This is a genomic window from Hamadaea sp. (assembly GCF_013362815.1).
In the GTDB taxonomy this organism is placed as follows: Bacteria; Actinomycetota; Actinomycetes; order Mycobacteriales; family Micromonosporaceae; genus Hamadaea.
Genome location: NZ_JABFVK010000092.1, coordinates 1 through 13,987, shown reverse-complemented (window position 1 = coordinate 13,987; position 13,987 = coordinate 1). Strand labels below are relative to the sequence as shown.

The 13,987-nt window shown below is 67.1% G+C and carries 10 protein-coding genes and 3 tRNA genes; 5 read left to right on the top strand and 8 right to left on the bottom strand.

Annotated elements, in window-relative coordinates:
- Positions 1 to 6: 6 nt before the first annotated feature.
- Both HOV77_RS30785 and HOV77_RS30780 read right to left on the bottom strand, forming a co-directional pair.
- A complete protein-coding gene (locus HOV77_RS30785; RefSeq protein WP_290868568.1) occupies positions 7 to 1,560 on the bottom strand; it encodes a DUF6114 domain-containing protein in 1,554 nt (517 codons plus the stop codon).
- An 88-nt stretch (positions 1,561 to 1,648) separates the two neighbouring features.
- Positions 1,649 to 2,278 (bottom strand): DUF6230 family protein, encoded by a 630-nt coding sequence (locus tag HOV77_RS30780; protein ID WP_290868566.1) that lies wholly within the window; start codon positions 2,276 to 2,278, stop codon positions 1,649 to 1,651.
- A gap of 540 nt (positions 2,279 to 2,818) precedes the next feature.
- Between HOV77_RS30780 and HOV77_RS30775 the strand changes: the two genes are divergently transcribed.
- The gene (locus HOV77_RS30775) at positions 2,819 to 3,040 is read left to right on the top strand and encodes a winged helix-turn-helix domain-containing protein (protein ID WP_290868563.1); all 222 of its coding nucleotides are present in this window, start codon (positions 2,819 to 2,821) and stop codon (positions 3,038 to 3,040) included.
- Positions 3,041 to 3,126: 86 nt separating this feature from the next.
- Here the strand turns inward: HOV77_RS30775 and HOV77_RS30770 are convergent.
- Positions 3,127 to 3,199: transfer RNA gene (locus tag HOV77_RS30770), tRNA-Arg, on the bottom strand.
- A 92-nt stretch (positions 3,200 to 3,291) separates the two neighbouring features.
- Positions 3,292 to 3,381, bottom strand: a tRNA-Ser gene (locus HOV77_RS30765).
- 204 nt (positions 3,382 to 3,585) lie between these two features.
- Between HOV77_RS30765 and HOV77_RS30760 the strand changes: the two genes are divergently transcribed.
- Both HOV77_RS30760 and HOV77_RS30755 read left to right on the top strand, forming a co-directional pair.
- Positions 3,586 to 6,138 (top strand): carboxypeptidase regulatory-like domain-containing protein, encoded by a 2,553-nt coding sequence (locus HOV77_RS30760; protein WP_290868561.1) that lies wholly within the window; start codon positions 3,586 to 3,588, stop codon positions 6,136 to 6,138.
- A gap of 165 nt (positions 6,139 to 6,303) precedes the next feature.
- Positions 6,304 to 8,631, top strand: a complete 2,328-nt coding sequence (locus tag HOV77_RS30755; protein ID WP_290868559.1) for a carboxypeptidase regulatory-like domain-containing protein — start codon at positions 6,304 to 6,306, stop codon at positions 8,629 to 8,631.
- 41 nt (positions 8,632 to 8,672) lie between these two features.
- Here HOV77_RS30755 and HOV77_RS30750 read toward each other — a convergent pair whose 3' ends face one another.
- Positions 8,673 to 9,785: a globin domain-containing protein gene (locus HOV77_RS30750; protein ID WP_290868556.1), complete on the bottom strand. Its 1,113-nt coding sequence runs from the start codon at positions 9,783 to 9,785 to the stop codon at positions 8,673 to 8,675.
- Positions 9,786 to 9,846: 61 nt separating this feature from the next.
- Between HOV77_RS30750 and HOV77_RS30745 the strand changes: the two genes are divergently transcribed.
- On the top strand, positions 9,847 to 10,590 hold the full coding sequence (locus HOV77_RS30745; RefSeq protein ID WP_290868554.1) for a CPBP family intramembrane glutamic endopeptidase: 744 nt from the start codon (positions 9,847 to 9,849) through the stop codon (positions 10,588 to 10,590).
- On the opposite strand, the gene HOV77_RS30740 is transcribed toward HOV77_RS30745, so the two are convergent.
- Positions 10,560 to 12,170, bottom strand: coding sequence for a peptide deformylase (locus HOV77_RS30740; protein ID WP_290868551.1), 1,611 nt, complete (start codon positions 12,168 to 12,170; stop codon positions 10,560 to 10,562). The genes HOV77_RS30745 and HOV77_RS30740 overlap by 31 nt on opposite strands.
- 289 nt (positions 12,171 to 12,459) lie before the next feature.
- Here HOV77_RS30740 and HOV77_RS30735 point away from each other — a divergent pair, with 289 nt between their 5' ends.
- On the top strand, positions 12,460 to 13,227 hold the full coding sequence (locus tag HOV77_RS30735; RefSeq protein ID WP_290868549.1) for a hypothetical protein: 768 nt from the start codon (positions 12,460 to 12,462) through the stop codon (positions 13,225 to 13,227).
- A gap of 122 nt (positions 13,228 to 13,349) precedes the next feature.
- On the opposite strand, the gene HOV77_RS30730 is transcribed toward HOV77_RS30735, so the two are convergent.
- Both HOV77_RS30730 and HOV77_RS30725 read right to left on the bottom strand, forming a co-directional pair.
- Positions 13,350 to 13,856 (bottom strand): GNAT family N-acetyltransferase, encoded by a 507-nt coding sequence (locus tag HOV77_RS30730; RefSeq protein ID WP_290868546.1) that lies wholly within the window; start codon positions 13,854 to 13,856, stop codon positions 13,350 to 13,352.
- 46 nt (positions 13,857 to 13,902) lie between these two features.
- Positions 13,903 to 13,987, bottom strand: a tRNA-Ser gene (locus tag HOV77_RS30725).

The window sequence follows — 13,987 nt, the reverse complement described above, 5'->3', positions numbered from 1 at the left end:
TGCGGATCAGACGGGCTTGGTGACGAGCTGTGGCTTCGCCGTGAGCACGTCCGAGTTGACCCAGACCAGGTCGATCTGCGGATCCGTGAAGATGATCGGGATCAGCGGCGGGATCGGGATGTCCGGCGGATGCGTCGGCGAGTAGTCCACCGGCAGGAGACCGAACAGCTTGGCCTGGAATCGGCTGGTGTAGAAGACGACGTTCTGCCGCACGGTCAGCTGGTCGGTCACGAAGTCGACCGCCGGTGACTTGCCCCGGGCGTACGTGTGCAGGTTGAAGTCGTCGGTGACGGAGCTGTCCATGGTGAACTTCAGCACCTGGATCGTGCCGTCCGCAGTCGGCAGGTCCACGATGCCCTGGAACGCCAGGTTGACCATGGTCACCTTGGAGCCGGTGAGCAGCCCCGGCTTGCCGGTCACGTCGACCTGACCGGCCGCGGCCGTCAGCCGCTTCGCGGGCGGGACCGTCGACGCCGAGGGCGACGGCGACTGCCCGCACGGCGTGGACGTACGCCGGCTGGTCGGCTTGGTGGCGGTCGGCTTCGGCGACGAGGGAGCTCCCGTCGTCGCGGCCGCCTTCGGGGCGGTGCTGGACTCCGACGGAGTCGGCGACGGGCTGTCCGGCGTCAGCAGGTCGATCAAGCCGCCGACGATCTGCCCGAGCACGTTGGTGGACGGCGACTCGGACGGCGACGGCTTGGCCGATGGGCTCGCGGACGCCGTAGGCGACGGAGCCGCCGGCGAAGTGCTCGCCGACGGCTTCGGAGACCGAGTGGTGGACCGGGAGACAGTGGGGCACGGTGCCCCGTACGCCGCCGTCGACGACTTCACCGCGACTACGCCGATGGTTCCGATCAGCAGCGGCACCATCGAGATGGCGAGCAGCTTGCCGCGGGCGGCTCCGTCGAAGCGACCCCGGGCCGGGTCGGGCTCACCGAGATCCGGTTCGCCCGCCCTGCCGGTAGCCGTGTGCTCGCCGGTCGCCGCGTGCTCGGTCGTGTCGTCGTACGCCGCATGCCGCGGGTTGTGCTCGTCATCCGCATCCGCGGGATCCGAGCCGTCCGCGGAGTCCGAGCCGTCCGCCGCCGTGTCCGAGTCGTCGTCCGAGCGGGGTTCGCCGGAGTAGAGGACCGGACTGGGGTCGTTCGGGGTCCACGAGAAGATCAGCGCACCGGCAGTCATCCCGAGCAAGGTGCCCAGGATCCAGCCGCCGAAGTTCACGCCGATCAGCGCGTACACCGAGATGAACGCGGTGATGATCCCGTAGAACGCTCGCTGGGCCGGGGTGAACCAGGCCAGGAATCCCGCGAGGATCAGCATCAAGGGAATCAGGTACGCCTGAAAGCCCTCGACGCCCACCTTGAGCACGATGTCGCCGATGGACGTCTGCGTCGAGGCGTACACCTCGATGCCGGCCAGGATCGCCAGCAGTCCACCCCAGTACGGCCGAGCTCGCCGCCAGGTCCGGTACTTCTCCCAGAAGTTAGGCTTCTCCGCTCGGTCGGCCGTCTTGAACAGCTCCTCAGCGGCCGGAGTCCGCTCCGGAGGGGTGAATTCCATGGGGTTGTGCCTCCATGCAACGCGGGTGGCCATCGCACCGGCCGCCCGGGGGTCGGGCGGCCGGCGGACGGTCACACCTGGGGCGCGGTCAGTCCAGGGCCGAGTCGGCGAAGCACTCGTAGCCGGTGAGGTCCACCTTCATCGACAGGCCGGTGAGGGTGAACGTGCCCGCGTTGGTGCTGTACGCGCGCTGCTTGAGGTTGTGGATCTCGACCTTGTCGGCCTCCTGGCCGAACGCGCCGGTCTGCCCGTGGCTGCTGAAGCCGTCCTTGGACAGGGCCGAGGCGTCGGTGCCGATGTCGATGTTCGTGAACTTGGCGTCACCGGCGAGGGCGTCCATGCCGATGAGCAGGTTCTCGGCGCTGGCCGGCGTACCACCGCGGCCGGCCCGGATGACCAGCGACAGGTGGCCGGGGATGACCACGACCGACTGGCAGAGGTTGTACAGCTCGGCCGACTTGATGCCCGACGCGGCCACCGGGATCTGCGTGCCGTCCTTCTTGACCGCGACGCTCCCGTACTGCGTGAAGCCGGTCCCGTTGAGCTGGTCGGCGCTGATCTTGAAGCTCTGGCCGGAGACGTTGAGCGCGACGGGCACCTTGCCCTGCGCCACACCGGTCATCAGGCCACCGGCGACGACGGCCGCCGGGATCACGACGGCAGCGAACCGCCGCCACCTGGTGCGACCCTGCACCAGGTTGCCGTTCGAGTCCTTCACTGGGGGTCCTCCTCGAAGCTTTTGCCCGCCGTACGCCGTCGACGCGGTCGGCTCTGCGGTAGCCGAGAGGGAGCGTGGATTGGGCAACGGACGGCCTTGTTGTGTCACGCATGTTTCCGCTCCGCGAGATGCGTCACAAGCCCTCTAGCTACTCACCGGTAACCGTGAATTCACCGCCCAGCCCGATCAAGTGACTCTCCGTTAATGAAGGCGACTTTCGGATTCGGATGCGGGCGATATTTCCGGACAGACCTTGAAGAGATCACTACGTTCAGTCAAGATCGCGCGTTCCGTAACATTTTGATAACGCGACAAGGCATCGGACGCTTGGAGGATGCCGATCCGGACCCGCGTACGGCAAACCCGATGCTTCCGTCCAGAACCCTTCACCTGGTCGCTCAGGCCGAACGTGATAAGTGTCTATCGATGAACTGATTCGACGTAGTAATACTTCTCGACTACGTTGAGCGGCTTTTGGTAGTTGATGGAACCCCAGTGACAGTGATCTACTACTCAGGCGAGCCTGTCAGGGAGAAGAAGATGACCGCCAAGTACGTCAAGCTTGCGGACACGATCCGTGATCAGATCAAGTCCGGTGAGCTGCGCCCCGGGGACAAGCTGCCGTCGATCTCGCAACTCCGGGAGGAATACGGCATCAGCTACGGCTCCGTTCGCGGCGCGATGCTCGTCCTCAAGGCCGAGGGCTTGATCGAGGGACGCCAGGGAGAAGCCGTCTACGTGAAGGACCGCGAGGCTGCCTGACGTCGGACCGGCCGAACGGCGTACGACGCGAACTGAAGACCAGAACGAGATCGGCCCCCATCCCGTTGGGATGGGGGCCGTTGTTGCGCGCCCGAAGGGACTCGAACCCCTAACCTTCTGATCCGTAGTCAGATGCTCTATCCGTTGAGCTACGGGCGCTTGGCGCCCGCTCAGTCTACACAAGGTCCACCGAGCGGACTAATCGGGTTTCCCCGGTCACATCGAACACGAGGTCCGAGGTGATCGGCGAGCGGAGGCTCGGGGATTTGAACCCCGGATGGGCGTTAAACCCAAACCGCATTAGCAGTGCGGCGCCATAGACCGGACTAGGCGAAGCCTCCAACGGCGACCGGTGAGATCGTCGCCGGACGAGAATACCCTGCCCCGCCGAGGGAGAGCAAAGCGACTATCCGGCGAGGTTCGCCGGGCCCGTCGGCGGCGCCCCCACCGGGTCGGGCGTCTCCCCTATTGTGAGCGCCACACGGGGAACTCAGCAGGCGCTCAGCCTGCCCCCGACCCGTCCCTTTCTCTCCCCTCGAGGAAGCATGAGCAGATCTCGTCTGCGTCGGATCGGATCCATTGCCCTCGCCACCGCGATCGCAGTCCTCGGTCTCACGCCACCGGCCCACGCGGCCACCCCCGGCACCATCGCCGGGACCCTCACCTACCACGGCGCGCCGGTAGCCAATGCCTCGGTCTACGTGTCTCCGGAGGACACGGATTCCTTCGGTAGCAGCTCCACCGACGCCGCCGGTCGTTACTCGATCGGCGACCTGGCACCCGGGCACTACAAGGTCGTCTTCCAGGCCGCCGGGCATCCCATGCAGTACGCGTACGGCAAGGCCGACGACACGACCGCCACGCTGATCGCGGTGACCACCGGCGCCACGACGACAGTCAACGACGCCCTCGTCGACCCCGGAACCATCAGTGGGGTACTGACGGACAGCCACGGCGGCCCCGTGGCCTACGCATCGGTCTCCGCATACAGCCCTACTGGGGGCAACGCATACGCCATGACCGCGTCCGACGGCTCCTACGCCATCGCGGTCTTCCCGGGCAGCTACAAGGTTGCCTTCAACGTCGGCTCGATCGAGCAGTACGCCCACGGCAAGACCTATTCGGATGCCGACGTCTTCACCGTGGCCGCCAACCAGGTCGTCACGGTCAACGAGACTCTGGTCGCCGCCGGATCGATCGCCGGGCACGTGACTCGTTTCGATGGTTCTCCCGCCGCGAACGTCCAGGTGGAGGCCGCCTACGCCGACGGCGGCAGTGGACCGTTCACCACCACGGACGACTCCGGCGCTTACCGGCTCGATTTTCTGAAGACCGGGGCGTACAAGATGGTCTTCTCCCTGGAGTCAGGGGCGACACAGGCCGCGCCGGACCAGCGTTCGCTCAGCACGGCGCAGACCTTCACCGTCACCGACGGCGCCGCGATCACTGTCGACGAGAGTCTCCTGCCGACCGGCTCGATCAAGGGCCGGTTCACCAGCCAGGCCGGAGCGGGGATCGACGGCGTCTCCGTCCAGGTGACCTCGGGCTTCGACCGGGAGTGGGGGCTGTACGCGACCACGGACTCCAATGGTTACTACGCCATCGACGACGTCTTCGTCGACTCCGGTTATCGCGTCGGCTTCTCCCACTGGGATCAGCACATCGAGCAGTGGGCGACGAGCAAGCTCACCGTCGAGCAGGCGGACCAGTTCGCGGTCACCGCTGGTGCGATCACCACAGTGGACGACAAGAAGCTGCCCACGGGCTCGATCAAGCTGACCGTGAAGGACTCGATCTCCGGCGCGGTGGTCAATTCCTTCTACGCCAACGTCGGTCCAGTCAACGGCGAAGCGACCACGGGATCGCTCATCCTCGACGACGTGGCGGCCGGCTCACGGACGCTCGAAGTTTCGGCCGATGGCTATGTCTACAAGGAGACGCCGGTGACGGTGGTCGCCGGACAGGAGACCGCGATCACGGTGACCTTGGTGCCCACGGCCAAGATCAAGGTCAAGGTCGTGGACGGGGTTACCGGCGCGGGGCTGCAGGGCTTCATCGTTCTGCTCCTGCGGCCCGGCCACTTCGTCATGCCTGACGGCATCGGCGAGCGCACCGCCGCCGACGGCAGCCTGACAGTCGACGTTCAACAAGGCGGGCAGTACCACCTCTTCGTGTTCCCCAAGAGCGGCAGCGGGTACGGAGCTCAATGGGTCGGTCGGGCCGGCGGCACCGGCACCGAGCCGACGGCGCAGACGTTCACGTTGAGCAACGGCACGACTCTCGCCGGGCCGACGATCAAGATGGACAAGGCTGGCGTCATCACCGGCAAGGTCACCAGCACGACCGGGAAGCCGATCAAGAACGGCACCGTCACCATGGCCCCGCAGTCCTACCACTCGGGTGGTGGGCTGGGCGCGGTCGAGGTGGCCGCCGACGGTACGTACAAGATGGACTTCTTGGGCCCGTACACCTGGCCGCTGCTGTTCACGGCCGGTGATCACGCCTTCCAGTGGAGCGACGGCACCGCCGATCGCTATCACAACCCGTCGGGCCCGCTGCCCCGTCGTACGACGTCGGGCTCCGGCGGCACGACGACCGTCACACCGGTACAGCCACCGGCGACTACCGCTCCTGGCCTTCCTCGGAAGACCACCACCGCCGACGCGACGGCCACATCGACGTCCAGCCTTTCGACGATGGCCAGGCCGACGTCCACGGTGACGACGACCGCGACGGGTTCGCTGCCCCGGCGTACGCCGTTGTTCCCCGGGGTGAAGGTCGTGTCCGGCCAGACCACCGTCTTCAACTACACGATGAAGACAGGTGTCTCGGTGAAGACGAGCGTGGCGGGCTTGTCCGAGGGTGGCTTCATCGACGTCTACAACGCGGTCACCGGTGACATCGTCGGGATCGCTTGGGCGGACGATCTGTCCGTGGGCACCGCCGATCTGCTGATCCCAGGCGCTCGCGTGCGGTTCTACGCGAACGCCGGCACCACCGAAACCAGCGGATGGTGTGGCGGTGGGGACTACACGCACGCGGCCACCTACACCGTGACTAGTGCGCCGACCCAGGCGTTCGCCTGCGTCGTCCACTGAACCTCGTAAACCGTTGGGGCCGGGCGGATTCCGCCCGGCCCCTCGTGCGTTCGCAGGGACCCGAAACTGTCTTACGCATCCACTATGGTGAGCGGCAAACGGGGAGTTCATCGGGCATTGTGTTGGCCCACCCCGACCCGTCCCTTTCTCACCCCTTGGGGAAGCATGAGCAGATCACTCCTGCGCGGGCTCGGAGCCATGACCGCCGCGATCGTCGCCGCCGTCGCTCTCGGCAGTCCCGCGTACGCCGAAGACACGGGAACCATCAGCGGGACGATCACCGACGCCGGTGGTGTCGTGGTCGAGGGCGCGATAGTCGGCGTCGAGTCCACTGACGAGTCCTACAGCGGCTACGCCGCAACCGATGCCGCCGGTCACTACTCGGTGAGCGGCATACCCGCCGGTGCGTCCTACCGCGTGTGGACGAGAGCCGGCGGGCACCCGCAGCAGTACGCGCACGGCAAGATCAGCGCCGATCAGGCCGACTTGTTCCCGGTCACAGCCGGTGGCGTGACGACGGTCGACGAGGCGTTCCTCGCCGTCGGCCGAATCCAAGGCAAGTTCGTCGACGCGGCCGGAGTCGGCATCGGCAACGTCGGCGTCGAGGCATCCAACGACACCGGCGCGACATCCAGCGTCACCGGATTCGACGGTTCCTACTCGATCGACGTGTTGGCGGGCACCTACCGGGTGTCTTTCTGGCGCAACGGACTTGCGCAGTGGGCCTACGGGACCTACAACGTGGCGGAGGCGACGTTGTTCACCGTCGGCCAGGGCGCGACGGTCACGGTCGACGACACCGCGCTCCCGAGCGGGTCGATCGCGGGCACAGTGACGTACGCCGACGGCAGTCCAGCCGCGGACGTGTCCGTCGACCTCAACGGTGGCCCGTCCTACGGGTACACCCAGACCGACGCGTCCGGGGCATACCGGATCGACGGCCTGGCTCCCGGTGGTTATCTCGTCTCCGTGCGGTTGCCGTCGGGCGCGACGGAATGGGTGCCCGGCAAGCTCTCTCAGGATGAGGGTACGAAGTTCACGGTCGTCGGCGATGCGGTGACCACTGTGAATGAGCGGCTGCCTGGAATCGGGCGGCTCGCCGGGCACTTCACCGCTGCCGACGGCAGCCCCATGGGTGGACTTTCGGTGTCAGCCGCCGACGTGAACGGCTGGAGCTTGGCCTACGGGACGACGTCGGACGACGGCACCTACGCGATCGACCAGGTCTTCGTCGGCGACTATCGGGTCGCCTTCGAAAGCTGGGAGACCGGGTTCCAGCAGTGGGCATACGGCAAGACCAACCCGGCCGATGCCGATGTGATCACCGTGACGGCCGGGCAGACCACGACCGTGGACGACTCTCGGCTACCGGCCGGAACGGTGCGGATCACCGCCAAGGACGCCTCGACCGGTACACCGCTTTCGCAGTTCGAGGCTTATCTGAACGACGGATTCAAGGGTGCGGGCACTAGCACCGGTGAGCTGGTCATGTCAGACGTGCCGACCGGCACCTATCAGGTCACGGTCACCGCCGAGGGCTACATCTTCAGCCCGAAGGCCGCCACGGTGACCGTCACGGCCGGTCAGCAGGCCGAGGTGAGCGTCACGCTGCGGCCGATGGCCAAGATCAGCACCACTGTCGTCGATCGGGCCACGGGACAGCCGGTCGCCGATGTCTGCGTCTTCCCGGAGACCAAGCTCAATTTCGTGATCACCGACGGCTGTGTCCGCAGCGGCAACGACGGCAAGGTCGACGCCTATGTCAACCCCGGCGAATACGAGCTGTTCGCGTTGCCGCCCAGAGGTTCGGCGTATGGGGCACAGTGGGTCGGCCCCAACGGCGGCACCGGCGTCCAGACCGACGCCGCGATACTCACGGCGACGGAGGGGCAGGCCGTCGCGGCTCCGGCGATCAAGCTGGACCGGGCCGGCACGATCACCGGCACGGTCACCAGCTCGACCGGGGCGGTCCAGACGCAAGGTTACGTCGGCATCGTCCAGCCCGACTTCGGGTCGGGAGCGGACATCCGGTACACGCCGATCAGTTCCAACGGTGTCTACACGGTGGACTACCTTGGCCCGTACAAGTGGCCGCTGTACTTCACCGCCGCGGGTCACGCGAACCAGTGGAGCGGTGGCACCGGTAACCGGCGGCTGGCCGATCTGGTCAAGGTCCGGCCCGGCCAGACCACGACGTACGACTACCGGCTGAAGCAGGGCACCAAGGTCACCATCACCTGGTCCGGCACCGGAGGCGGTCGATTCCTGGCGCGTAACGCCGTGACGGGCGACATCGTCGGCATCCGGGACGGATCGTCCGGTACGCCGGTCATCGCCGAGCTCTTCGTCATCGGGCCGCAGCGGGTGAAGCTGCAGTGCTACTGCGGTGCTGAGGCCAGCCCGCTCTGGCACGGCGGCACGGACTTCGCGACCGCGGACGTCGTCATCATCCCGGATCCAGGCCCGTACGCCATCGAGTTCCGGCAAGGCTGAGTGAAGACGGGGCCGGACCAGATGTCGCCCGGCCCCGTCTCTTAGTAGTCGGCGAACGCGTCGTACTTGACGCGCATCGGCGGCACCTGAAGCTCGTTGACCGCCCGCAGCGTCGCGCGGATCATCGCGGGCGAGCCCGACAGGTAGAAGTCGTGGTCCTGCCACGGACCGTAGCGCCGCACCACCTCGCTGAGCAGTCCCTCCTCGCCACCCCAGCCGGAGTCGTGCGAGCAGACCGGCATCAGCGACAGCCAGGGGAAGACGCTGGCCAGCCGCTGCAAGTCGGGGAGGTCGTAGAGGTCGTCCCGATCCCGCGCGCCGTAGAAGACGTGCACCCAGCGGGTTCGGTTGAAGGTCGCGAGCTCCTCGATGATCGCCTTGATCGGTGCGAGCCCGGTGCCCCCGGCGATCAACACGATGTCGCGCTGCGACCGCCGGTCGACCGCCATCGTTCCCATGGGAGCCGCCAGGCGCAGCATGTCGCCGGGCTGCGTACGCCGAACCAGCGCACCCGAGACCCAGCCCGCCCCCAGCGCGCGTACGTGGAAGTCCATGGTGCCGTCGGCTCGAGGAGCGTTGGCGATGGAATACGTCCGCCACACCCGCGGCTGGTACTTCGGGCATTCCACGCTGACGTACTGCCCGGGACGGAACTCCAGGTGTTGCAAGGGGCGTACGCGCAGCAAGCCGATGTCGCGTCCGCGCCGTTCGTGGTGGATGACTTCGGCGTGCACGAAAGCGGGGTTGGTGTCGGCCTCGGCACCGGCGAGCATCTTGCGGGCGATCACGTCGTACGCGTCTCGCCAGGCCTGGTCGTACTCGGGAGTCCAATCGCCTCGGCCGAAGGTGCGCAACGCTTCCAGCAGCGCAGCGCCGACCACTTCGTACTGCTCCGGGACGACTTGGAACTTGCGGTGGTCGCGGCCGAGAGACCGCAGGTACTCGTCGAATCGTTCGGGATCGTCGACGGTCTGGATCGCGCTGACGATCGCGCCCAGCAGCCGTGCGCGCTGGACGTCCATGGTGACCGGAAAGAGGTCTCTGACTTCGGGACGACCTAGGAAAATACGGGCGTAGAAGTAGCCGGCCAACTTGTCCTGCTCCTCTTCGACGAGGGTCCAGGACTCCTTCAACAGCCGTTGCAGGTCGGACACGTAACGACTCTCGCGACAATCAGTGACGGCAAGTCGCACAACTTGTGCGATAGTGCGGTGCGTGAAGAACGTCGCGGTACGCCGTCGCAACGAATTGCTGCTGGTCCTTGGCTTGTCACTTGGACAATCGGCGATTTATTCGTTGGTGTCGCTGATCGCCAAGCTGACCCGGCCCGGTCCGCTGTCCAGTCAGACGTCCGCCCTGAACGTCTCCCGCTCACCTCGGCCGTACTTCGACCTCACCTATCAGCTGCTCGACATCTTCTTCGCACTAGTGGTGGTCGGTCTCGCGTACCACTTGCTGAACCGGGACCCGGGACGGCCGAGACTGGTCCTCGGCCTGGATCTGAAACGGCCCTGGTTCGACCTGGGCGGCGGCGCGGCGCTGGCCGCAGTGATCGGGATCCCGGGCCTCGGCCTCTACTTTGGAGCGCGGGCGCTGGGCCTGAACACCGAGGTGAGCGCGTCGGGGCTGCCTAGCCTCTGGTGGACGGTGCCGGTGCTGATCCTCTCGGCCGTGCAGAACGCGGTGCTCGAGGAGGTGATCGTCGTGGGTTACCTGGTCACGCGGCTGCGCCAACTGCATTGGACGGTGCCGGCGGTGGTCGCCGCAAGCGCGCTGTTGCGCGGTTCCTACCACCTGTACCAAGGTTTCGGCGGTTTCATCGGCAACGCGATCATGGGCGTCGTCTTCGCACTCGTCTATCTGAAATGGCGACGCGTAGGGCCGTTGATCGTCGCGCACACGCTGCTGGACGTCGTGGCGTTCGTCGGCTACGACGCCTTCTGCTCCAACGGCTGCTGATCGTAGACCCACGGCCCCGAGCTGTAGTCGGCCAGCGGGATGAGCGGTGCCTCGGTCGGCATGCGATCCACGTAGAGCCGTCCGGCCAGATGGTCGACCTCGTGCCCGACCAGCCGCGCCAACCCACGCTCGAATGTGCTGACCACACGGCCGCCGTCGAACCGCTGATGCTCGATGACGATCCGCAGCGGCCGCCGGACCCAGCCACGGAAGTCGAAATAGGACAGACAGCCCTCGGGCTGCTCGTCGGCCTCCGTCGACTCCTCCACGATGACCGGGTTGAGCAGCACGAACGGCTCGCCCCGGCCGGGCTGGCGAATGACCGCGGCCGCCGCGTCCACGCCGAGCTGCGGCGCGGCCAGGCCCATGCCCTTGTTGAACGGGTGCAGCCGGCCGATCTCCTCCAGCGCCACCGTGAGGTCCGCGACGATCAGCCGCGCCTGCTCCTCCTCGTCCGGCAGCTCCAGGCGGCGGGCCCGCGCACGCAAGGGATGACGCCCGTTCGCGGCCGCGCGTAACTGGCCCGCCTTCGGCTCCCGCTCTGCGGGCGGCGGCCACTGCACGACGCCCACGGAGGCGAGCCTCGGCGCAAGCGGCTGCCCCTCGGCCGCCCCGGGCAGGTGCAAGGCCGGGGGCGCCGACGACACGGCGCGGAATCGCCACTGCAGCCGGAATCGCGCGTTCAGGCTGGGGTTGTCGGTGGTCCAGGTGAAGATCGCCCGGTCACCCTCCGTCTGCTTTTCGATGAGGGTACGCAGCGGGGTCTCCTCGGCAGACATAGAGGTCTCGACGCCCCACACTTGTGGGTCGAGTGCCTGCGGAAGGTCGATACGCACGGTCATCCGCCGGGTGGGCAGGCGTACCGCGCGCTGGAACCAGCTGCCCCACTTCTCCTCGCCGACGCGGTAGCTGTAGGTCACCGCAGTCCGTTCGCCCGGATACAGCGGGAAGCGGCCGTCCTCGTTCTCGAAGAGCAGCCAGATCTCCTTGAAGGCGTCACGATCCTGCTTCACGCGCCAGTGCATCCGCTCATACGCCGAACCGTCGCCGCACGAAGCCTGTAGTTCGAGTTCGCCCAGTTCGAGCGGATGCTCTCGGTGATGCCGGTTGGACCGCTGAGGGTCACCCGGGAAGCGGTCGACCGCGACGCGGATGAGATAGCGGCTGACCGGGTCGACCCCGGCGTTGTAGAGCGATCGGCGGACGGTCGTCACGTACTGGCCGTCGCGATAGGAGAGCAGCGCCTCCTCGTGCTCGACGACGAGCCCCGTCCCTGGTGGAAGCCACTGCGGCGGGATCGGCGAGTCGCGGGCGATCAGCGTGGCCGACCGGCCGTGCCGGGCCTCTTCGTACTCCTGAAACCGCTGCCAGAGGGCACCGGCCGTGGCCAGCACCGCCTCGGCGCGCCGGGCGAAGTCCTCCGTCGGGCGATGCCGCCGTCCCTCGATGTGGCTGACGTAGGACGGGTCGAAACCCATGAGCCCGGCCAGCTGCTTCTTGGACATGCCGCGGTCCATCCGCCAGCGAGCGAGCTCGCTTGCAAACGCTTCCGCCGCACGGTCGGCCCCCGACGTCGCCATCGCCACCCTCCGCTCCGCGCGGGACCGGCCGGTTCGCGGTGGCTCGCGCGCGTGAGGATTCCAGTCTCAGGCGCACGACTATCGATGTGCTGATCGTGATGAATACCCGACAAGTGGCTTGACAAAGGGCGAACTAATCTCCGAGAACAGTGCGTTACAACCCGGATATCCGGGCACACTGAGGTAAGAAAGAGCACCCCGGTCTGGTAAGCCTAGCCTAATGGGGTTACGCTGGCCCGGTTGCTCTCCGTGAGGGCAGTCCCGACGAGTGGCCGGAAGGGTGGCTGGGATGACGGCAGGGGTGCTCGCGCCGCCACGGCGTACGCCCGTGGCCTGGGCTCCTGCCGCGAACGCGCTCGCCGTGATGGATGCCGCGAAGGCGATCCACCTCGGTGTCACCCCCAGCTCCGGCTGGGTGCGAACCGCCGAGCTGAGTCAGCCGGCCGGGCTCGACCTGATGCTGCGGGCGGCCGCCCGACGCTGGCAGGCGACCCCGCACGCCGCCGCGACCCTCGCCTGGAAGAGCTACAGCTACTGGGCCAGCCTGCCGACCGTGCTGAGCTGGGCAGCAGCGCGACGCGTACCGCTGTTGTCGGCGGAGACGACGTACGCACAGTTCCACGACGAGGCGCCCTTCCTCACCATCGGCATCGGCCGCGTTCCGTTCGCCGTTCTGCCGACTGACGCGCTGGCCGGAACCCCGGGCACGATCGTCGTCGGCGATGAGGGCGAACTGCTGGGCGTGCTGCGAAGGTCGCTTCTCGATCGGCACCTGTATCCGCTGCTCGACGCCATCCGCACCGAAGTCCGCGTCGGCCGGCGTACGCTGCTCGGCTCGGTCGCCTCCGGCATCGCGTACGGGATGATCCGGGCCAGCGACGCGCTCCCCGGGTCCACCCACGAGTCGCTCCTACGCCTGCTCGCGGCGCTGGACCTCGACGACCTCGTCGACATCTGCTCCGGCGACTCCGGCCTGTCCGTGCAGCGCAAGACCTGCTGTCTGGCGTTCACCCTGGACCAGCCGAAGATCTGCAGCGGCTGCTGCATCCGCCCCTGACCCGCTCTTCCCCACCCCTTTCCGCGCGATCATGAACTGTCGGGCGTGATCGGCCGGCGTGTCGTGTCCCGAGCGCCCTGATCAATTCCGCGAGCAGGTGATCAACTTCCAATGCCGCCGGGCTACGGGAGGTCGCGACGCATCGCCGTACGCGGCCACTTGTCGAGCTTCATCGTGGCCTCCCGAGCCCGGATCGCCCGAAGACCCGGAGTCAGCTCGTCTTCGCTCAGCAGCCGGAAACCCTGCCGCTGGTAGTAAGGCGCGTTCCAAGGCACCTCGACGAACGTAGTCAGCGTCAACGCGGGCCGACCTTCGTCGAGGGCGCACTGAGCAGCCGCCGAAAGCAGCGCCCCGCCAATCCCCTGCCGCCCGTGTGACGGCCGGACGGACACCTGCTCGACATGCAGGCAATCGTCTACCAGCAGCGCGGTCAGATAGCCCACGATCTTGTCGTCCACGACGGCGACCCAGACATGTCCGGCCGCCTGATGCTCCATCAGGACGGACAACGGAGCGCCTTCGTCTCCGGCGATCTCTTCCATGCCGTGGTCGGCGAACAGCCTCCCGGCCTCGACTTCGATCTCCGAGAGAACGGGTAGATCATTCACGCTTGCCAGCCGGATCTCCATGCCGGCAGCGTAGCGGGGTCGGCAACCGCGAGAGCAGCCAGAGAGGCGGAGGGTCAGGGATTCGAACCCTGGAAGACATCGCTGCCTTAGCGGTTTTCAAGACCGCCGCCCTCGGCCACTAGGCGAACCCT

Coding starts and splice junctions, on each gene's coding strand:
- HOV77_RS30755 (WP_290868559.1), top strand. CDS start 6,304: ATGAGCAGATCACTCCTGCGCGGGCTCGGAGCCATGACCGCCGCGATC.
- HOV77_RS30735 (WP_290868549.1), top strand. CDS start 12,460: ATGACGGCAGGGGTGCTCGCGCCGCCACGGCGTACGCCCGTGGCCTGG.
- HOV77_RS30760 (WP_290868561.1), top strand. CDS start 3,586: ATGAGCAGATCTCGTCTGCGTCGGATCGGATCCATTGCCCTCGCCACC.
- HOV77_RS30785 (WP_290868568.1), bottom strand. CDS start 1,560: ATGGAATTCACCCCTCCGGAGCGGACTCCGGCCGCTGAGGAGCTGTTC.
- HOV77_RS30730 (WP_290868546.1), bottom strand. CDS start 13,856: ATGGAGATCCGGCTGGCAAGCGTGAATGATCTACCCGTTCTCTCGGAG.
- HOV77_RS30740 (WP_290868551.1), bottom strand. CDS start 12,170: ATGGCGACGTCGGGGGCCGACCGTGCGGCGGAAGCGTTTGCAAGCGAG.
- HOV77_RS30775 (WP_290868563.1), top strand. CDS start 2,819: ATGACCGCCAAGTACGTCAAGCTTGCGGACACGATCCGTGATCAGATC.